Annotated in this window: 17 protein-coding genes; 3 read left to right on the top strand and 14 right to left on the bottom strand. The window is 65.8% G+C overall.

What is annotated here, in order from left to right:
* Positions 1 to 4 precede the first annotated feature (4 nt).
* The 8 genes from Hrd1104_RS12310 to Hrd1104_RS12345 form a co-directional block, all read right to left on the bottom strand.
* A complete protein-coding gene (locus Hrd1104_RS12310; protein ID WP_154553037.1) occupies positions 5 to 1,642 on the bottom strand; it encodes a GMC family oxidoreductase in 1,638 nt (545 codons plus the stop codon).
* Positions 1,639 to 2,181, bottom strand: coding sequence for a gluconate 2-dehydrogenase subunit 3 family protein (locus Hrd1104_RS12315; RefSeq protein ID WP_154553038.1), 543 nt, complete (start codon positions 2,179 to 2,181; stop codon positions 1,639 to 1,641). Before Hrd1104_RS12315 ends, Hrd1104_RS12310 begins: the two co-directional genes overlap by 4 nt.
* Positions 2,178 to 4,196 (bottom strand): glycosyltransferase family 39 protein, encoded by a 2,019-nt coding sequence (locus Hrd1104_RS12320; protein ID WP_154553039.1) that lies wholly within the window; start codon positions 4,194 to 4,196, stop codon positions 2,178 to 2,180. The genes Hrd1104_RS12315 and Hrd1104_RS12320 overlap by 4 nt, the downstream gene beginning before the upstream one ends.
* Positions 4,196 to 5,335 (bottom strand): ABC transporter ATP-binding protein, encoded by a 1,140-nt coding sequence (locus Hrd1104_RS12325; protein ID WP_154553040.1) that lies wholly within the window; start codon positions 5,333 to 5,335, stop codon positions 4,196 to 4,198. Before Hrd1104_RS12325 ends, Hrd1104_RS12320 begins: the two co-directional genes overlap by 1 nt.
* Positions 5,332 to 6,969: an iron ABC transporter permease gene (locus Hrd1104_RS12330; RefSeq protein ID WP_154553041.1), complete on the bottom strand. Its 1,638-nt coding sequence runs from the start codon at positions 6,967 to 6,969 to the stop codon at positions 5,332 to 5,334. The genes Hrd1104_RS12325 and Hrd1104_RS12330 overlap by 4 nt, the downstream gene beginning before the upstream one ends.
* A complete protein-coding gene (locus Hrd1104_RS12335; protein WP_154553042.1) occupies positions 6,966 to 8,126 on the bottom strand; it encodes an extracellular solute-binding protein in 1,161 nt (386 codons plus the stop codon). The genes Hrd1104_RS12330 and Hrd1104_RS12335 overlap by 4 nt, the downstream gene beginning before the upstream one ends.
* 34 nt (positions 8,127 to 8,160) lie before the next feature.
* Positions 8,161 to 9,339, bottom strand: coding sequence for an alpha-1 4-glucan-protein synthase (locus Hrd1104_RS12340; RefSeq protein WP_154553043.1), 1,179 nt, complete (start codon positions 9,337 to 9,339; stop codon positions 8,161 to 8,163).
* Positions 9,340 to 9,547: 208 nt separating this feature from the next.
* Entirely contained in the window at positions 9,548 to 10,240 is a 693-nt protein-coding gene (locus Hrd1104_RS12345; protein ID WP_154553044.1) for a DUF502 domain-containing protein, read from the bottom strand.
* A gap of 94 nt (positions 10,241 to 10,334) precedes the next feature.
* Between Hrd1104_RS12345 and Hrd1104_RS12350 the strand changes: the two genes are divergently transcribed.
* Positions 10,335 to 11,681, top strand: coding sequence for an MBL fold metallo-hydrolase (locus Hrd1104_RS12350; RefSeq protein WP_154553045.1), 1,347 nt, complete (start codon positions 10,335 to 10,337; stop codon positions 11,679 to 11,681).
* Positions 11,682 to 11,723: 42 nt separating this feature from the next.
* On the opposite strand, the gene Hrd1104_RS12355 is transcribed toward Hrd1104_RS12350, so the two are convergent.
* From Hrd1104_RS12355 to Hrd1104_RS12365, 3 genes are all read right to left on the bottom strand, one after another.
* On the bottom strand, positions 11,724 to 12,977 hold the full coding sequence (locus Hrd1104_RS12355; RefSeq protein ID WP_154553046.1) for an OFA family MFS transporter: 1,254 nt from the start codon (positions 12,975 to 12,977) through the stop codon (positions 11,724 to 11,726).
* A gap of 152 nt (positions 12,978 to 13,129) precedes the next feature.
* The gene (gene nagA, locus Hrd1104_RS12360) at positions 13,130 to 14,311 is read right to left on the bottom strand and encodes an N-acetylglucosamine-6-phosphate deacetylase (RefSeq protein WP_154553047.1); all 1,182 of its coding nucleotides are present in this window, start codon (positions 14,309 to 14,311) and stop codon (positions 13,130 to 13,132) included.
* Between the two features lie 82 nt (positions 14,312 to 14,393).
* On the bottom strand, positions 14,394 to 15,395 hold the full coding sequence (locus Hrd1104_RS12365) for a transcription initiation factor IIB family protein (RefSeq protein WP_154553048.1): 1,002 nt from the start codon (positions 15,393 to 15,395) through the stop codon (positions 14,394 to 14,396).
* A gap of 262 nt (positions 15,396 to 15,657) precedes the next feature.
* Here Hrd1104_RS12365 and Hrd1104_RS12370 point away from each other — a divergent pair, with 262 nt between their 5' ends.
* Positions 15,658 to 16,488, top strand: coding sequence for a TrmB family transcriptional regulator (locus tag Hrd1104_RS12370; RefSeq protein WP_154553049.1), 831 nt, complete (start codon positions 15,658 to 15,660; stop codon positions 16,486 to 16,488).
* A gap of 102 nt (positions 16,489 to 16,590) precedes the next feature.
* Entirely contained in the window at positions 16,591 to 17,343 is a 753-nt protein-coding gene (locus Hrd1104_RS12375) for a hypothetical protein (protein ID WP_154553050.1), read from the top strand.
* A 67-nt stretch (positions 17,344 to 17,410) separates the two neighbouring features.
* On the opposite strand, the gene Hrd1104_RS13405 is transcribed toward Hrd1104_RS12375, so the two are convergent.
* Genes Hrd1104_RS13405 through Hrd1104_RS12385 form a run of 3 tightly spaced genes read right to left on the bottom strand, consistent with a single transcriptional unit; the run spans position 17,411 to position 20,219 of the window.
* Entirely contained in the window at positions 17,411 to 17,743 is a 333-nt protein-coding gene (locus tag Hrd1104_RS13405; protein ID WP_229770488.1) for a hypothetical protein, read from the bottom strand.
* Positions 17,734 to 18,093, bottom strand: coding sequence for a radical SAM protein (locus Hrd1104_RS13410; RefSeq protein WP_229770489.1), 360 nt, complete (start codon positions 18,091 to 18,093; stop codon positions 17,734 to 17,736). Before Hrd1104_RS13410 ends, Hrd1104_RS13405 begins: the two co-directional genes overlap by 10 nt.
* Complete coding sequence (locus Hrd1104_RS12385; protein WP_154553051.1) at positions 18,093 to 20,219, bottom strand: ribonucleoside triphosphate reductase; 2,127 nt, start codon at positions 20,217 to 20,219, stop codon at positions 18,093 to 18,095. Before Hrd1104_RS12385 ends, Hrd1104_RS13410 begins: the two co-directional genes overlap by 1 nt.
* Positions 20,220 to 20,228 lie beyond the last annotated feature (9 nt).

The following is a 20,228-nucleotide window of genomic DNA, read 5'->3' on the forward strand; positions in this document are numbered from 1 at the left end:
CGCACTAGACCTGCTTTTGGATGTGGGCGGCTGTCCGCAACGCCAGTGCGGCGATCGTCAGGGTGGGATTCATCGCGCCGCCGGTGGGAAAGACGCTACTGCCGGCCAGCCACAGGTTCGAAAGGTCGTGGCTCTGTCCCTGTCCGTTCACGACACTCGCCGCTGGATCGCTCCCCATCCGTGTCGTGCCCATGTGATGGGACGCCGGCCCGGTGTTCTCGGGGCCGACCTGCCAGGTTCTCTCGGCATCGAGTTCGGAGAGGATCGCTTCTTGAATCTCGTTTGCCCGTCGGATCGTCCGCTCGGTCCGGGCGTCCAGTCCCCAGTGGATCTCCGGGACGGGATTGCCGTGGTCGTCGGTCCGTGCGGGATCGAGGCCGACGTAGTTCTCCCGGCGCGGGGTCTGTTCGATCAAGGCCCCGACGGCGAGGTGATTGCCGTACGCATCGGCGACTCGCTCCCGGAGCCCGTCGCCCCAGCCGCCGTCGGCCAGTGCCGCCTCGACGGGTGCGGGACCGGCGTAGTTGTGGAATTCGAGTTTGATCGCCCCGAGGTCGTCCGCGTCGGCTCCGGCCGACGGGATCCCCTCGTCTGTCCCCGCCGCGGGATCGTCGTAGAACTGGTGGGACTCGGTGGTGTTGAACCCGACGTGGTGCTGGCGTGTCGCCTGCTCGATTCGACCGCCCGTCCCCGCAAAGAGGTGTTCGGTGAAGTACCGCCCTACCAGCCCGCTGCTGTTGGCCAGCCCGTCGGGGTACTGCGACGACTGAGAGAGCAAGAGGAGCCGTGGGGTCTCGACGCCGCCGGCCGCGACGACGAACTGCCGGGCTCGCTGCCGGTAGGTCTCGCCCTCTGGCGTCGCATACACCGCCGCTGTCACGCGCTCACCCGCCGCGTCGTGTTCGAGACGCTGGACGGGAACCCGATCGATCACTCGTGTGCCTGCTTCCTCGGCTTTCGCGACGTGACTGGTGGCGTCGTACTTCGCGCCGGAGGGACAGACGGGCTGGCAGGTCCCATAGCCAACGCAGGCCGCCCGGTCGTCGTACGGCTCGGAGTTGCGGGCGTTGGGCACCGAGTGGGTCCCAATGCCCAGTGACTCACAGGCCTGGGCGAAGATCGAGTCGCTGTGTGAGGGCTTGAAGGCGGGCATCGGGTGGGACTCCGCACGCGGCGGGGCGAAGGGGTTGTCGCTCGCACCGGCCACTCCCAGTGCGTCCTCCGCAGCGGCGTAATACGGCCGGAGCTCGTCGTAGTCGATCGGCCAGTCCGCCCCGACACCCTCCCGCGTTGCGACCGAGAAATCCCGCTCGTGCAGCCGCATCACCATGCCCTGCCAGTGCAGTGTCGAGCCGCCGACGCCTTTCACCCGGGCGTGATTCAGCGGGTAGTGGCGATCTCCACTCGAAGTGAAGGCGTCCCGAGCCCCGCCCATCTCCCAGATTTCCGGGCGTCCATGTGTCGGCCGGAGGGCATCGCCCATCTGCTCGATCCGTCGTTCGGGGTCGAAGCGTGGACCGGCCTCGAGCACGACGACCGCGTAGCCCGCCTCGGCAAGCCGGTGGGCGAGCAGCGATCCGGCCGGGCCTGCGCCGACGACACAGACGTCCACCCGCTCGCGTGGCGTCCGGTCGACGCTCACGACTGTGGCCCCCGCTGGTAACTATCGAGGCCGCCCGGATGGCCCGGCGGGTTCTCGATCCCGACCAATTGGCCGCCGGTCGGCGAGGCATACAGCGCCAGCAGCAGGTCGTTGATCACGTAGTAACGCACCTGTTCGATGTCGCTCCCGTCGGGATCGGGCGTCGCCTCGTTGGCCCGCATTTCCCGGAGTGCGTTGTCGCGCTCTTTGCGTGACAGCGCTGTAAAGTCCCTCTCGAACCACGCCTGGCAGTACTCGTCGAGATACGCGAGGGCGTCGGCGATCCCCTCGGCGTGTTCGGGCCGTTCGGCTATACGTCCATCGACGTACCGTTCGACGAAGCCCTCGATTCCGGAGACGTCGGTCGGATAGAGGACGTCGGCAGTCGCGACCATCGTTTCCCGGTCGTGGTCGGTTAGCTGGCGGTCCGTGTCGGTCGCGCGCTCGTCAGTGCCGGGCGCTGCGACGCAGCCCGCAAGGGCCACGCCCGCAGCCGACAGCGCCGCGATCGCGTCGCGTCTGGTGAGTTCGTAACTCATGGATTGGCTTCCTCGTCGGTTGTCCGAAGTGCTGTTTGGACGAACACGCCATCGGGGGCCTGTTCGGGCAGATAGGTCGCTGCACCACCACAGGCACGGACGTCCAGACAGTACTCGACGGTCGGGGTGAGCGCTCGGACTCCGTTCCGTTCGGCTTCGACTGGTACTGAGAGTCGATATTCGAAGCCACTCGCGCCGTAATCGGCGAAGACCGTCACGTCGATGTCCTCTCGGCCCTCGACGCTGAGTGTGTCCCCATCGACTGCATCGAGTGGCCCTGTTACCTGTACGGTCCCGTCGGCGATCCGGACGTCGAACGCGAGGGTTCCGTCGGTCTCGGTTGCGACGTAGTGGGCTGTCTCAGTGTCCGCTGTGACAGTGATCGTCGCACCCGTGATCCCCTCGGGGAGCCCGACGCTCGTATCCAGTGTGATGCCCGCACCCGATCGCTCGTGGACGCGCTGGAGCCGGGCATGTTCGGGCGAGCCACCCAGTGGGTCCCAGATCCCACGGTAGCCAAACCGATACAGGTCCCGGTCGGGGAAGGCGTCGGCGACGGCGAAGGGGCGATACTCCATCGCGTAGACGGTGTGCCCGTCGTAGCCGGGGTCGTTTCGTAACGCCTGGAAGGGGTGGCCCAGCCACGGGCCGTAGGGCGTTTCCACCATGACGACGGCGTTGTCCGGTGGTTCCGGCTCGAACGGCTCGTAGACGCGCTGGTAGGTGTCGGTCACGGCGGCGTTCCGCTCGACTGGCTCCGTGGCCCGATCGACTGTGATCCCGCCCACGACGAGTGTGCCCACGAGGGCAATTGCCGTCAGGGCGACAACCGCGCTTCGCTGGTCGAGGCGCGCTTCGAGGACGCTTCTGAGACTATCGAACGCCCACAGCGCGCCGACTGCGGCCAACGCCGCCGTCGGAACCACCAGGTCGAAGTGGTAGTACGGCCCCAGCGCGGCGATCAGGCCGTCACCGGCCACGTCCAGATTCCCGAGCAGATTGTAGTTGCCCCAAAAGAGGAGGTTCCCGACCGGAATCGAGACGACGAGGCCGGCGAGAGTGGCTGTCCGCGGCGACCACTTTCGATCCACGACGATGGCGAGTCCGGCGAGTGCGAGGCCAGCCCCGACGATGCTGCCGAACATCCACCGGCCGACGAACGCTGTGAGCACCTGGCCGTTGGCTTCGATCGAGAGTGCGGGCGTGAACTCGATGCCGTGGTTCAGGATCTCTCTGTGGCCAAAGCCCAGGCCGTCCTGTGGGGCAAATGCCTCGTAGGGGAAGGTAAGTGCCGAGCCGGTCAGGACGGCGTTGTAGCCCAGCGCGAGCGCGACGCCGACGAGGCCGAGTCCGGCCGTCGCGGCCTGTCGGGGGAGTGCGTTTCGCCAGTCGTCTCGAAGCGTCCACAGCGCGTGGCCGACGAACGGCGCGGCAAAGAGCACAGCCGTGAAGGGCCGTGCGAAGAACGCCAGGCCGATCGCTGTGCCGGCCCCTGCTGCCCACCGCCAGTCGTCGGTCCGATCGGCCCGGAGGTACGCGTAGGCAAAGGCCACGTTTAGCAGCGTCGTCGGCGCGTAGGGGAGGAACGTCGCCGTGTCGAGGAGGAACAACGGCGAGGCCAGGACGAAGATGGCCGCCAGCAGTCCGGTCCGGCGATCGAAGACCTCCCTCGCCACGCCCGCGACGCCCGCGAGAATCCCGGCGGCGATGGCGGGCAGGGCCAGTCGGTAGCCCCCGAACAGTTCCCCCAGCGCGAACATGCCTGCGGGGACCGGGGCGTACTTCGGATAGAGGCCCCCGCTTCCCTCGACGAAGAACCACGGCCGGAAGATGCCCTCGACGGGCGGCTTGAGATGGAGCTTCCCTTCAAGCAACATCGCGGCCTGCTGGAGATAGACGCCTTCGTCGTGGTTCAGCGAGTGGTACGGAAAGAGTTCCGTCGAGACGAACCAGACAGCGATGGCCCCGACCAGTGCGATCGCGAGCGTGGCGATTCGAAACCGGCGTCGGCTCATCACTCGGCGGGGAACCAGGCCAGGGGATGGTCGGTCGCCAGGCGGACCCGGACGCGTTTGTCCATCCCGAGTTCTTCGGCGTGGTTGTGTTCACAGTGTAGGACGGCCCCGGAGTCTAATTCGACCGTGTAGACGAACGACGGGCCGGTGTACTGCCGATCGACGATCCGGGCGTTGGTGCCCGCGGGATCGGCCGGGACGGCCCGGATGTCGTCGGGTCGGACCAGCACGTCGATCGTGGCACTCTCGTATTCAGTGTCCAGCCCCTCGATGCGATCGGCGTCGAGACATCCTAGTGGTGTCTCGACACAGCCGTCTGCGAAGGTACCCGAAACGAACCCCGCCTGGCCGAGGAATTCGGCGACGAAGCGGGATTCGGGCTGTTGGAAGACCACTTCCGGGCGGCCGATCTGTTCGACGTGGCCGTCGTCGATGACCGCCACGCGGTCGCTGATCGAGAGGGCTTCCTCCTGGTCGTGGGTCACGGAGACGGCGGTGACGCCGGTCTCTTTGATGATCCGCCGGACTTCTCGGCGCATCTCCTCGCGCAGGCCGACGTCGAGATTCGAGAACGGTTCGTCCAGAAGCAGGACCTCGGGTTCCGGGGCCAGCGAGCGTGCCAGTGCGACCCGCTGGCGCTGGCCGCCCGAGAGGTCCTCCGGGCTGGCTTCGCGATAGTCGCCGAGACCGACCAGCTCCAGGAGGTCCTCGACGCGCTCGTCGATTGCTGCCTCCTCGCGGTCCTGAATGCCGAAGGCAACGTTCTCCCCGACGGTCAGGTGTGGGAACAGCGCGAACTCCTGAAAGACCAGTCCCACGTCCCGCTTTTCTGGCGGGCGGAAGGTATCGCCGCCGGCGACGGTTTCGCCGCCGACCTGAATCGTCCCCTCGTCGGGTTCGTCCAGCCCAGCGAGCAGGCGTAGCGTGGTCGTCTTCCCACAGCCCGAGGGGCCAAGCAGCGTCAGCAGTTCGCCGTCCTGGACGGTCAGGCTGATGTCGTCGACGGCTGTCTCGGGGCCGAACCGGCGGGTCACGCCGTCGAGTGCGAGGATCATTTCCTGCTTTTCGTCGGTTACGTTGGATTTGCCGGTCGTCTGGGGCTGTGTGTCGACTGGAGTTGATGGTTGTGATGCAGTCATGTGTTCGAACCCTCCTGGGCGAGGATGACGGCCATCGAGAGGCCGGAGATGACGATCAAGGCGAGAGCGGGTATCGCGGCCTGGCCGTACAGTCCGGCCTCCCGGACCTTCCAGATGTAGGTTACCAGCGTATGATCGAATTGCAGCGGCCGCATCATCAGTGTTGCCGGTAGTTCCTTCATCGTCGTGAGAAAGACCAACGCCGCGCCGGTCGCGATCCCGGGGGCGATCAGCGGGAGCGTCACCGCCCGGAAGGCACCGAGTCGGGATCGACCCAGCGTCCGGGCGGCCTCGATCAGTCGGCTATCGACTTGCATCGTCGAGGCCCGGATCGCCCCGATGGCCTGTGGGACGAACCGGACGACGTAGGCAAACACCAGCAGCGGGAGCGACCGGTAGACCAGTTCCGTGGCCGATTTCGGGAGCCCGTGGAGGCTCGCGAGCAACAGGGCGATCGCGATGACGATTCCCGGTGTCGCGTACCCGACGTAGGAGAGCCGGTCGGCCAGCCGGGCCAGCCGTGACCGGCCGCGGGCGGCCGCCACCGCGACCGGCAGCGCGACGAGGATCGAGGCGATCGCCGCGAAGACGGCCAGGTACACCGAGTTCCAGCCGTACGTCCAGGAAAAGGCCAGCCCGCCGGTGTTGTAGCCTGCCCCGTCACCGGTCAGCCAGAGTCCGAACACGGCGACTGGCAGGGCGACCGCAAGCAGCGCGACCGTGGCTGGAACGAGGGCGGCGACGTAGCGCCAGTTCCCCAACTTGATGAGGGCGCCGCCGCGCGATCCGCGACTCGCGTAGGCCCCCTCGTCGTCGGCACCGAGTTGCGATTCGAGGTAGAGAATCGCTGCCGTCACCCCGAGCAACTGCAGCGATAGCAGGGCTGCGTAGGGCCGCATCAGGTTCTGGTAGCGCGCGTAGATGAACTGCGTGAACACCTCGACACCCATGAAGTTCGGCGTCCCGAAGTCAGCTAGGGTGTACAGCGCAACCAGCAGCGCGCCGGCGGCGATCCCGGGGGCGATCTGGGGGAGTGTAACCCGTCGAAACGCACCGAGACGCCCGGTATCGAGCGTCCGGGCGGCCTCGACCAGTGAGGTGTCGAGTGACAGTAGCGACGCTCGCGTCGTCAGGAGGACGTACGGATATGTATACAGCGTGAGGACGGCGGCCGCGCCGGCAAAGCCGGTCACGGCCGGCAACTCCGGCAGGCCCAGCGGCGCGAGCAACGTATTGAGACTGCCCCCCGAGCCAAAGCCCGAGATGACTGCAAGCGCCCCGAGATAGCTCGGGATCGCCAGCGGGAGTGCGGTCAGGACCGTCCAAAAACGCGCGAACGGCAAGTCGGTTCGGGCGGTGAGGACGGCGATCGGGACGCCGACGAGGACACTGCCCGTCGTGACCACGACGACGAGTGCGACGCTGCGCAGGAGGACTTCGATCGTCTGTGGGTCGACGGTGAGTTCGAGGGCACGCGGCCCGAGGTCGAACACTTCGACGAACAGCCAGGTGAGAGGGACGACTAGCGCGACGGCCACGACGACGGCAAGCACCGTGAGCCCGTCGGGGAGACGCTCGCGTCCAGCTCTGGGGAGACGCTCGCGGAGGCGGTCAGTGCGGCCCGGCGAACTCATCCCAGCACGCCCGCCTCACGCATCAGATCGAGTGTCGGCTCGATGTCAGCGAGGTCGGCGAGATCGATCTCGGGCGGATTCAGTTCGTCGACGGTCGGCAGGCCGCCGACAGGTTCGACGTCAGGGATCATCGGGTAGGCGAAACTCACCGTCGCGAAGAACTCCTGGGCTTCGGCCGACAGCAGATGCCGGACGAAATCAGCCACGAGGTCACCCTTCTCGGTCCCTTTCACCTGCAGCGCCCCGGCAACGTTGACGAGGGCACCGGCATCACCGCTGGTAAAGGCCAGATCGAGTGGGGCATCGGGGCGCTGATTTTTCACTCGCATCGCGTAGTAGTGGTTGGCGAAGCCAGCGGTGAGATCGCCGTCGGCGACTTCCTGGGCGACGACGTACTCGTTGGGGGAGCTACTGGTGCCTGCCTGTCCCATCGACTGGAGCCACTGGCGAGTGGCGTCTGCACCCTTCTGCAATCGCATCGCGGTCACGAAGGACTTGAAGGCACCGTAGGTCGGTGCCCAGCCCATCGTGCCCTGGAGTGGCCCGGTCTCGGGGAACTGCGCGATCTGTTCGGGTATCTCGCTGTCGCTGATGGCGTTGGTGTTGTAGGGCACACTGCGGGCGCGGCCGGCGACGCCGACCCACGAGCCGTCCTCGCCCTGGAAGTCGGCTGGAACGGGATCGAGCGCCGCGTCGGCAAGCGGTTCGTAGGCGTCGTTGTTGGCGACGTACCCGAGCGAGGCGGCGTCGATCGACCAGAAGACGTCGGCCTGGGCGGCCCCGGCTTCGACCTCTTCGACGACTGTCTGGGCCAGCGACGAGGAGGGAGCGTCGCTGCTGAACACCGAAAAATCCGGGTAGATCTCTTCGAGCATCTCGACGAAGTTGAGATAGATGCCACCTTCGCCGCCGCCGATGTAGAGGTTCAGCGATCCCGACAGGTCCGGCAGGTCCGCGATCGACGTCCCGCCCGGCGCGGGCCGGCCCTCCGCGAGCGTACCGGAGCCACGGAACTGCGACAGCGAGGGAATGTCGAGGTTCCCGGCCCCCTCGGTCGTCGTCCCGTCCGTCTGTCCTGCACAACCGGCTAGACCGGCCAGCGCGCCGGCGCCGATCGCGCCTAGAAACCGTCGTCGACTCGTCGATGGCTCACTCATCTTTGTTTTAGGTTTGCCTAAATGCATAAAAGCTTCATGATCCTCCTGGGCCACCGTCGGCGGCCACGGGATGTTTCTGGGCCGGTGCCTGCCCGATCTCGCCGAGACAATCGAGCCAGTCACGCAGGTGCTCGCCACAGTATGCCAGGAACTCGCCGTTCTGGTACTCGCTTGCGTCGGCTGCGACGAGCGCGTCGGCGACCGCTCGGGCCACCTCGCGGTAGGAGTCAGCGTCTGCCCCGGCGTCGTCGACGATCTCCCAGACGTGTTCGTTGAGTTCTAACCCGGCCACTTCGTTCGCGAGGTCGTCGAACGTCGACCGCGGGGCCTTGTTGTGTGCACACAGCGGGTTGCCGTTGTAAATCTGCTTGCCCAGGACGTCACAGGCCCGTTTGAGGAGGAGTCCCGACCAGATGTCGTCGAATCGGCCCACGTCCCATGGGTTGTCGTCCATCGGGAACTGGTAGAATGCGGGCACGACCGCCCGGCGAAACGCGAGGTTCATCGAGCAGACGGTCAGATAGTTGCCCGGTCTGGCCACGAAGTCCGGCCCGAAGTCCTCGGCCGTCGTGCGGGTCTGGGCCTGGCCCTGGAGGTCACCGTCCATCAGGATCCGGACGGCATCGAGGTCGGGCACGTTCGTCCACAGGCCCTGGGAGGCGACGACCGATTCGACGCCAACGCTCGTCTCCGTCCAGTCTTCGTCCATCGCGCTGTAAGGATACCCGCGCGGATAGAGATCGTGGTCGCTCTGATAGAGGACGTTGACCCACTGCTCGTCGGACTCGACGGCGGGTAGCTCGCCCTCGTAGGCGAGATTGGCCAGGTGTGTCCCGAAGAAATCCGTCTCTTCGTGTGGGCGGGTGTCGTCGTCCAGGAAGACGCCGTACTCGAAGCGCTCGTTGGCCCACAGGTACAGCAGGCCGAACGACGTCTGGGCGTGGCTGCCGGCCGGGATCAGGTGCTCGTACTCGGCGATGCCGTGCTCGTGAAACCACTGCTCGCGAGCAGTCGCGTCGAAGACGGCCCCATCGAGGCCTTCCTCCTCGAGCAGTCGCTCCATCTCGTCGGTCTCACACCAATCCTCGGTGACCAGTACGACGAACAACCGATCGGTGTCGAACCCGTGTTTGCGGGCGTTCTCGGCGTAGGCCGCGATGGCCTCGTACTCGCGTATCGTCGGCATCACGACGCAGACATCTTGGGGTGGCATTCCTGTCGCCGCCTAGTTTAGGATGGCCTAAAAGCTTGCTGATCGGCGATGTCCAGTGCCGTGCCGCCACTGTCCACTGATCTGGGGGACTAACTACCGGCACGTCCTCGTCTCGGATCCGACGATCTGTGCGTACTGGCCTGTCAGGCGCGTGCGGCGACCAGTCGTCGGATCGGCCCCTCTCGACGTCGAGGCTTCAGCCGACGATCTAGGTGTCGTCACTGTCCTCTCCCCCGAGGCCGTCCACATCCGGGAGGGTGACGTCAGTCTCGGCCGCGAGCTGTTCGATATCGGACTGTTCTTCGGCCATGCCCGTGGTCATCAACAGCCGCAACGCCCGGCGGACACTGATGTCGATGTCGTAGGCGTCGGCTTCGGGCACTATCAGGAGTCGCCCGCCGGTCACGTTCGGGCTGGTCGGGACGAACACGTTGAACGCTTCCCCGGTGACCGTCTGGACGGAGTCGGGGCTCTCGCCGGTGACGAATCCGACTGCATAGACCCCGTCGCGTGGGTACTCGACGAGGACGACACTCTCGTAGTGGTTCTCCCGATTGCGGAGTGCGTTGGTCATCTGGCGAACGCTGGTGTAGATGACGCTGACCAGCGGGACGATGCCGAAGGCCCGATCGAACCACTCGAAGAGCCACTGGCCGAACGATCGCTGGGCGAGATAGCCAAGCAGGGCTACCAATCCGAGCAACGCGACCAGGGTGATGCCCTGGGCGACCAGTGCGATATCGGCGGTGTACCGTGACAGCGCCGTCGCCTGAACGATCGGATTGACGAACCCGGAGACCCACCCGATCAACAGTCGGAGGGCGACGATCGTGACGATGAGTGGTGCGACGAAGAATATTCCGGCGACGAAACTCCGACGGATCGTCTGCAGGCGAACCATACTGCACAGCCAGCCACCGGAGGGTCTTAAACTTCGGTCCCGACCCTGGCCCGAATCGACGCCCACAAACCGATCCTCCTCGTAATCGCCGGCAATGGACGTGCAGTTTCTGGGCGGCGCTCGCGAAATTGGTCGGAGCGCGGTCCTGATCGACGATCGACTGCTCGTCGACTTCGGGATGCAGACGGCGACGCCGCCGCAGTTTCCACTCGATGCAGACCCCGAAGCAGTCGTCGTCAGCCACGGCCACCTCGATCACGTCGGGACGATCCCCGCCCTGCTGTCGGGTGATCGGCGGCCGCCGATCCACTGGACGCCACCGACTCGTGAGTTGGCGCTGACGCTGGCCCGGGACACGATCAAACTCCACGGTGGCACCTACGACTGCCCCTTTACGGAGCAGGAAGTCAAGCGAGTGACGCAAGTTAGCGAGACGCACGGCTATCGAGAGCCCTTCGAGGCGGCTGGCTACGAGGTCACGTTCTTCGACGCCGGGCACATCCCTGGGAGTGCCCACGTTCTGATCGACGACGGCGAGACGCGACTGCTGTACACGGGTGACTTTCACACGGGCGATCACCGCGGGAGCGACGCTCCCGCGAGCCGTACGGATCGGCGCGGCAGGCCGATCCGTGGACAGCGACTCGTCGCCGGCACCACTGCCCGGCCCGACGCCGACGTCGTGATCACCGAGAGCACGTACTCGGACGTGACCCACGAGGACAGAGCAGCGATCGAAGACCGGTTCGCCCAGAGCATCAAGACGACGCTGTGGGAGGGTGGGACGGTCGTGATCCCGGCCTTTGCGATCGGCCGGACCCAGGAAGCCATGCTGATCTGTGCGGCTCACGACATCCCCTGTTACGTCGACGGGATGGGGACGCACGTGACGGAATTGCTCCGTCGCCATCCTGAATTCCTCCGCGATCCCGAGGCACTCCAGCGGGCCAAATCACACGCTCGCTTCGTCACGGGGAGAGACGGGCAAAGCGGGGGCGGAGCCCCCGGATTCCGAGCGGGAGGCACCGGTGCCTCCCGCGAGGAGCGCGAGCGCATCGCCGAGCAGAACACGGCGATCATCACCACCTCGGGCATGCTCTCGGGCGGTCCGGCGATGACGTACGTTCCGGCGATCCGCGATCGCCCGGTGAACAAGATCGCGATGACCGGCTACCAGGTCGCGGGCACGCCCGGCCGAGCGTTGCTAGAGACGGGCCGGGCCGAAATCGACGGCCAGGTGATGCCCGTCGCCGCCCAGGTCGAACAGTACGAGTTCTCCGCGCATGCTGACCGTGGCGGCCTGCTCGACTTTCTTGGGAACTACCGCGATTCGGAACTGCTCGTCGTCCACGGCGATCGAACCGTCGACTTCGCCGCGGAACTGGCCGCAGACGGCTTCGACGCGTCGGCACCCGAACGCGGTGAGACGGTCACGCTGTGAGTCGGCACGTTGTCGGGTGTCGACCCCCATCACAGCGGGCGGTCAGGACTTCTCGGCAGGTCCCGACGGTGGCTGCAAGGCGAGCGCCCCGAGCCCGGCCAGCACCGCCAGACACCCTCCGAGGAGGAACGTCGGGTTCCAGCCCAGGGCGACCACCGCTGTGCCGGTGACGGTCCCGCCGAAGACGCCTCCCCAGATCTTCGCGGAGTACAGCAGCGCGTAGTTGCCACTGGAGTTGGCATCGCCATAGAAGTCCGCGACTGCACTCGGGAACAAGGTGTACTGTGGACTCGAGCAGAACACGCTGGCGACGACGGCGGCGACAAACGCCGTCCCGATCCCTCCCTCTCCGAAGGCGACGACCCCGAACAGGCCGAGGCCGCTGAGACCGAACGTTACCGTCATCGTCCGCGTGCGCCCGAGTCGGTCGCTGAGCCCGCCGATCGTCAGCCGACCCGCCGCACTGGCAACCGGTAGCAGCGTCGCAGCCGCCGTGGCGACGGCCGCCCGCAGAGAGCGCGTCCCCGCATAGGAGACGACCTTCTCGATGAGCATGAGTTCGGCGCTGGCGACGGCGACGAACATCGCGTACATGAGCCAGAACTGCCGGGTCCGGACCATCTCCCGCCAGGTGAACTGCCGGCCAGTCGCTCCCAGGTCTTCGGTCTCTGTCGACTGCCAGTCGGCCGGCGGATCACGGAGGACGAGCGCGCCGACGAACACGACCACGAAGATGAGTACGCCGACCTGCTGGAGGACGCCACTGTACGCCGTGACGGGACTGCCCGGTCCCGTGTTCGCCCGGACGTACGGGACCAACGCGGCGCTCCCGCCGGCAAACGCCATCGTCCCGGTCCCAGCCGTGAGGCCGCGACGGTCCGGGAACCACTTCAGTGCCGTATTGACGGCCACCGTGTAGACGATCCCGACGCCCAGTGCACCCAGTCCGTAGGCGAGATAGACTTGCCAGACGCTCGTCGCGACTGACAACGCCAGATAGCCACCGCCGGCGAGGACAGCAGCGAGCATCGACAGTGCTCGTGGACCGTGACGATCACGCCACCAGCCGACGGGGAACTGGCTGCCGGCCTGGATCACGACGTACAGCGTGAACACGGTCGAGAGTGTGGCGCTGTCGATGCCGAGAGTGGCTGCGACGGGATCCCGGAGGCTGCTCCAGACGTACTGGTAGGGGCCAACGACGGCCATCATCCCCGCGGCCGCCAGTACCAACCACCACCGTGAGAACCCGAGCACGTCGCGAGCGCGGGCGCCGTACTCGACGTCCTCACTCATGGCGGCCTCCGGGAACGGCCTCGATCATGGATCGGTCGGGGGTTTCGGGAGGAAACACTGCGAGTCGATTATCGCTGTCGTTACGACCGCCTCGGGGCTGTCGCCGGCCGGCGTCGAGACCGTCGCGGTCGAAGCCTACTCGGGAGGTGATACTACTGCCGTGTTGCTTCTCGGGCCGCCTCGCGCTCGTAGACGACTTCGCCGCCGACGATCGTTGCCTGGACCGTCAGGTCGCCGTCGAGGATCGTCAGGTCCCCACGCAGGCCGGGCTCTAGCCGTCCACGGTCGTCCAGTTCCATCGCGCGAGCTGGGATGTCCGTCGCCATCTGGACCGCCCTCGACAGGTCCAGTCCGAGCTCCTCGACCAGATTCCGGACGGCGGCGTCCATCGTGAGTGTGCTGCCCGCGAGTGAGCCATCCTCGACGAGCCGGCTGGTTCCGTCCTCGACGACGACGTCCATTTCACCGAGGCTGTACTCGCCATCTGGCAGCCCTGTCGCGGCGATGGCGTCCGTGATGAGCATGCACCCCTCGTGTCCCTTGGCGGCCAGCGCGAGCTCGATCGCCCCCGGGTGGAGGTGTTGTAAGTCAGTGATGAGTTCGGCGGTGACGCCATCGTCGAGCAGTGACGCGCCGATGATCCCCGGCTCACGGTGATGGAAGCCGATCATGCCGTTGTAGAGGTGGGTCGCGATCGAGATGCCGGCATCGAAGGCGGTGGTGGCCGTCTCGAAATCGGCCCCGGAGTGGCCGGCCGAGACGACCAGTCCCTGCTCGCGTGCCGCCTGGATGAACTCGTCTGCGCCGGTCAATTCCGGGGCGAGCGTGACGCGAGCGAGGGTCCCCTCGGCGGCGTCGGCGACGGCCTGGAGTTCCTCGACAGCCGGGTCCCGGAGTGCAGCTGGATCTTGGGCCCCACGCTGGTCGTCGTTGACGTGTGGTCCTTCGAGGTGGAGGCCGGCGATTGAGGCGCCGTCGTGGTCGCGATCGACGGCCGTGGCGGTGGCTGCCCCCGCAGCGACGAGCTCGTCTTGGGGGGCTGAGACGGTCGTCGGGAACAGCGACGTCACGCCGGTCTCGACGACTCCTTCCGCGATATTCACCAGCCCGTCCGGATCGCCGGAGACGGCATCGCCCGCGTAGCCGTGGATGTGTGCGTCGACGAAGCCGGGGACTGCGATCCCATCTGGATACGTTCGTGTCGGCGAGCGCTCGGCCGCTGCCCGGCTCTGGACTGCCTCGATCGTCCCGTCTTCGATCGTGACAACGGTTCCTTCGAGCTGTCGTGACGGCGTTAGCGCCTGGCCCACTGCGATCCGTTCACTCGCGGTCATCGGCGACCCTACCGGGCGAGGGCCTAAAACTGTTGGTCACCCTATCGAACGATCGCCCGGCGTCGTCGGAGACAGCGCTCGGCTACAGGCCGGCAGCCTCACTGCGAGCGTCCACGTCGCCGCTTTCGAGCAACGCCAGGAGCTCGGAGTACCGATCCCTGATCGTGACCTCGCTGACGTCGGCCGTCTCGGCGACGGCACCCTGGGTAACCCGGTCGCCGGTCAGCAGTCCGGCAGCGTAGATCGCGCCTGCAGCCAGTCCTGTCGGGTTCTTGCCGCTGTGGACTCCATCCTCTTTTGCCCTCGCCAGCAGCTTGCGGGCGCGTCGTTCGAGCTCGTCACCGACCCCAAGTTCCGAGACGAACCGTGGCAGGTACGATGCCGGATCTGCGGGAGCGATCCCGAGTTCGAGCTGACGAGCGAGATACCGGTATGCACGGGCGAACTTTTGGCGAGGGACTCGACTCACGGGCTCGAACTCGTCGAGGCTGCGGGGTGTGCCGGCTTGGCGGGCTGCGGCGTACAGCGACGCCGTGGCCATCCCTTCGATCGAGCGCCCCGGGAGCAGCCCATCTTCGAGGGCTCGCCGGTAGATCACGGAGGCGGTTTCACGGACGTTGTCTGGCAGTCCCAGTGCCGAAGCCATCCGGTCGATCTCGCCCAACGCCTGTTTCAGGTTCCGATCTTGGGCGTCTTGGGCGCGAAAGCGCTCGTCCCAGACGCGAAGCCGCCCCATCTTCTCCCGCTGGGAGGCCGAGAGGGTCTGGCCGCTGGCGTCCTTGTTAGACCAACTGATCGACGTCGAGAGCCCTTCGTCGTGGAGCAGCTTGGTCGTCGGGGCACCGACGCGACTCCGCTGGTCGCGCTCTGCGGGCGTGAATGCACGCCACTCCGGCCCGTGGTCGATGGCCTCGGACTCGACGACGATGCCACACGCCTCACAGACCCGCTCGCCGCGCTCTTCGTCCGTCACGACTGTCCCGTCACACTCGGGACACGCTGTCGTCGATTCGGCCTGCTGTCCGTTCTGCCGGTTGCCCGCTCGGTGCTTAGAGACCGTCCGTGCCGAGTTCGTTTCTGACATGACTGACCTTGCTGCGTTGTTCCGTACCTCCAGTAGCCGACCGGACTATTTAGGGCTTTCGACAGTTTTTCACTGAGATCGAAACAGAGTCGATACGGGACAAATAACAACTCACCTGCCCCGTCGCTGGGCTATTTGTGGCGGTGATGCAGTAGAGCGCTCGGATAGCGAGGCAAATAAGTTGTGACAAACGTAGAAACGTCCAAAGGACTATTCGGATGTGGATCGAACCGAACGTACCCGAAGTGGGGGCCACGCAACCATGACAGACGACAGGTCATCGACAGACGGATCGGATCACTCGATCGTCGAGGAGTGTGTCTCGCTGTTACAGACGATCGATTTCACCGAATACGAGGCGAAGTGTTTCGTCGGACTCCAGCGCGTTCGCCAGGGCACGGCCAAGGACGTCAGTGACGTGGCGGACGTCCCGCGGGCTCGCGTCTACGATTGCATGGAGGGCTTGCAGGAACGGGGGCTGGTCGACGTCCAGCAGGGGACGCCCCGGGAGTTCCGTGTCGCCGACCCGGACGAGGCCGTCTCGCTACTTGATCGCCGCCTCTCGGATCTGCTGGACCGCCTGGCGGAACTCTTGCCGCGGTTGCAGCCGCCCGAGGCGACCGAAGACAGCGGCGACGTGTGGGTGATGGAGGGCGACGCCGAGGTCAGCGAGCGCATGGAAGGGCTCGTTCAGCAAGCCGACGAGGAGGTGTTGCTCGCTGCAGCCGTCGAGGATCTCCTGACTGACGATCTGCTTGCCGCCGTACGTGGGGCCACCGAACGCGACGTCGATGTCGTGATCGGCTCTCCCGCGGCAGGGATTCGCGAGCGCTTGCGGGAGGAACTCCCGAAGGCACGCCTCCAAGAGACCTGGACGTGGTGGGACTCACACCCGATCCAGCCGGGGGCCGTCAGTGCGATTCTCATGGTCGACGGCCAACAGTTACTCGTCAGTGCCGACGTCGAAACGTCACTTCCCGGCGTCCGGAAACACCGGGCCGTCTGGACCGATGGCGACTCCGCGCCGTTGGTCGGGATGATGCGACCGCTGCTTGCCGACGCGATTCAGCGCTCGGCCGAACCCGCAGTGTGAGCTCCCGTCCGCTCGAAGTTCTCTGCCACGTTCGGGCACGGTCGTTGCGCTGTGGCATTTCTTCCGGAACTTATTTGTCTCGTGTCTGTATCGCCCTTGCATATGTCGGGAGGAAATCACGAAACCGGTACCGACGGTGGACAACCGCAAGATGGACAACCAGCCCACCCCCAGGAGGGCCAGCAGGGCCAGCCAGAGCAACAGGCACCGCCACAAGGCGGACAGCAGGGCCAGCCAGAGCAACAGGCACCGCCACAAGGCGGACAGCAGGGCCAGCCAGAGCAACAGGCACCGCCACAAGGCGGACAGCAGGGCCAGCAGCACCAGCAGGGTGTCCCACAGCAACCTGCGGGCCAACCCGGCTACGGCCAGGGGCGGGGCGGCTCGGCGTTGGGGCCTGACTTCCAGAAGTTCGGCAAACTCGGGCTCGGCGTGTATCTCACGATCGGACTGGGCTCGTTAGTCATGCTGTTTCTCGTGTCTACGCTCGCTGGGGACAGCGTTAGCGGTGTCGCTGGCATCTCGATAGCCAGCGAGCAAGCGCTGTTCGTGGCGTCGTACGGTGCCTTCGAGTTCACTATCATTCTCTCGCCGCTGGTTGCGATCGGACTGGGCTTTTTCGTCGCCCAGCGGGTCTCGCCGGGGTCGTCACCGCCGGCCGTCAGTGCAGCGGTCAACGGTGGCGCTGTGCTCGGGACACTACTTCTGCTGGCCGTGTTCGTCATCCTCTTTGCCCCCGAGATGGCGTCTCCGTCGTTCGGTGACTTGCTCACGCCGGCGATCGGCGTCGCGATCGGTGCTGCTGTGATCGGCGCGGCCGGGAGTACGTTGCGCGAGCGCTTCCAGCAGTGGTAGTCGATCCGGAGCACCACCTGCGATCCAAAACCCTCCGTTTCCCGTCCGCTGACTCGACGTGAGGGTGTTACCGCTCCGTCGATCGTCGGGTGATCGGCGACGGTACGTCTCCGAGGGCCGCCTCGATCGCTTCGAGTGGCTCCGAGGGCGTCGGTTCGACCCGCTCGGGCGATAGTGTGGCGTCGGTTTCGACACATTGGACGTACAGCGGGCCGTCCCCGGCGAGGGCGGCCAGTCGTTCGAAATCGGCCGGCTCGACCACGCCCGGGTCGAACGTCGTCCTGAACTCGTAGGCCGGTGCCTGTTCGCGGACGATCCTGGCGCTACGTTCGATGGCCTCGGCGACGCCATTTGTGGCCCCGAGTTCGCCGTAGCGAGCGGGTCGCGTCTTCAGATCCATCCCAACGTAGTCGATCGCCCCGGTTGCCAGTACCCCTCCAATGCGTCCGGCCGCATCCCGTTCGTGTCGAGTTTCACGTCCAGTCCGTGATCGGCGATTCGCTCGACGAACGCCGGCAAATCCGCCTGTAACGTCGGCTCGCCGCCGCTGACCACGACCCCATCGAGGACGTCACCCCGCGCTTCGAGGAACGCGAACAACTCTGCTTCGGGAAGCGATGGCGTCTCGTCGATCAATTCCGGATTGTGACAGTACGGACAGCGGAGGGTACAACCGGCGGTAAAGACGGTACAGGCGACACGGCCGGGGAAATCCGACAGCGTCGTCCGCTGGAGACCACCCAGATTCATCAGTCCCCGACGCTCGGGCGGAAATCTGCCCGTTCGTCGAACTCAGCCTGTTTGCCGGGGTTCCAGTTTTCGGTCGGGCGAAGGTAGCCGACGACCCGCGAGTACACCTCACAGGACTCCCCGCACTCGGGGCAGTCCTCGTGTTCGCCGCTGTGATAGCCGTGGGTCGGACAGACCGAGAACGTCGGCGTCAGCGTGTAGTAGGGCAACTCGTAGTTCTCGGCGATGGTTTTGACGAGTTGCTTCGTCGATTCGGGCGAGGGCAGTTGCTCGCCCAACCACCCATGGAAGACTGTCCCACCCGTGTATTTCGTCTGGAGATCGTCCTGGTGGTCTAAGGCGTCGAAGAGATCTGGCTCCGCTCCGAAGGGCAACTGCGTCGAGTTCGTATAGATCGGCTCCTCGCCGCCGAGTCGGTCGGTCGCGTGGACGCGCAGGTCGGGGAACTGCTCGCGGTCGCGACGCGCCAGCCGGTAGGACGAGCCCTCTGCGGGGGTCGCTTCGAGGTTGTACATGTGTCCGGTCTCGGCCTGGTACTCCCGAAGGTGCTCGCGCATAAACTCCAGCACGTCTTCCGCGAATTGCTTCCCTTCTGGCGTGTCGATCCCTGCATCGGGGCCGCGCAGATTCAGCAACGCCTCGTGGGTACCGATGAGGCCGATCGTCGAGAAGTGATTCGCCCAGTAGCTGTCCTGTGCCGCCTTGACGTTCCGGAGGTAGAATTTGGCGTAGGGATACAGCCCTCGCTCGGTGTACCGTTCTAGGACCTCGCGTTTGGTCTCTAAACTCCGCTTTGCGACGTCCAGCAGCGATTCCAGGCAGTCGTAGAAGTCGCCCTCGTCGTCGGCCCGGTGGCCCAGTTGCGGGAGGTTGATCGTGACGACCCCGATCGAGCCCGTGAGTGGGTTCGAGCCAAATAGGCCGCCGCCCCGCGTTTCGAGTTCGCGGTTGTCCAGCCGGAGCCGACAACACATCGAGCGGGCGTCCTCGGTGTCCATCTCGCTGTTGACGAAATTCGAGAAATAGGGCGTCCCGTACTTGGCGGTCATCTCCCAGACGGGATCGAGGGTCTCGTTGTCCCACTCGAAGTCCTCCGTGATGGAGTAAGTCGGAATCGGGAACGTGAAGGGTCGGCCTTTCGCGTCGCCCTCCAGCATGACCTCGGCGAAGGCGCGGTTGATCATGTCGACTTCCGCTTGGAAGTCGCCGTACGTCGAGTCCTGGGGCTGGCCGCCGATCACGACGGGTTTGTCGGCGAGGTGATCGGGCACCGTCAGATCCATCGACAGGTTCGTAAAGGGGGCCTGGAAGCCGACTCGCGTGGGGACGTTCAGATTGAAGATGAACTGCTGGAGTTGGTGCCGTACGTCGTCGTATGCGAGGTCGTCCGCCCGGACGAACGGCGCCAGATAGGTGTCGAAATTCGACAGCGCCTGGGCGCCGGCGGCTTCGCCCTGCAGCGTATAGAGGAAGTTCACGAGTTGCATCAGCGCCACGTCGAAGTGCTTTGCGGGCGCGGACTCGACCTTTCCGCGGACGCCCTTCAGGCCCTCTCGGAGGATGTCTTCGATGTCCCAGCCCACACAGTAGGGACCGAGTACGCCCAGGTCGTGGATGTGGAGTGCGCCCGACTCGTGGGCCTGGGCCACCTCGGTACTGTAGATTTCTTCCAGCCAGTAGTCCTCGATAGTGCGTTCGGTGAGGTGGATGTTCAGCCCCTGCAGTGAATAGTCCATGTTGGAGTTTTCCCGGACGCGCCAGTCCTCGCGGTCGACGTAGGCATCGACCGCGCCCTGATCGCTCTCTTGTGTGGCCCCACTGCCTTGCTCGACCAGTCCCGCAAGATCACGTAACTCGGCGTGGCGGTGTCGATAGAGGATGTACCGCTTGGCGGCCTCGTACTCGTCGGCCGCGACGAGTGTCCGCTCGACGTGATCCTGTATCGTCTCGACTGCCACTGCCCCGTCCGTCGCGTCCAGGCGGTCTACAACCCCCTCGGTCAGTGTCTCGATGCTCGTCGCTGGGGCAACTCCCGCCGCATCGAACGCCCGCTGGATGGCGGTCGTGACCTTCGTCTGTTCGAATTCCTCGCGTGAGCCATCGCGCTTGCGAACCTCCTCGAGCATGTGACTCCC

Source organism: Halorhabdus sp. CBA1104 (genome assembly GCF_009690625.1).
GTDB lineage: Archaea > Halobacteriota > Halobacteria > Halobacteriales > Haloarculaceae > Halorhabdus.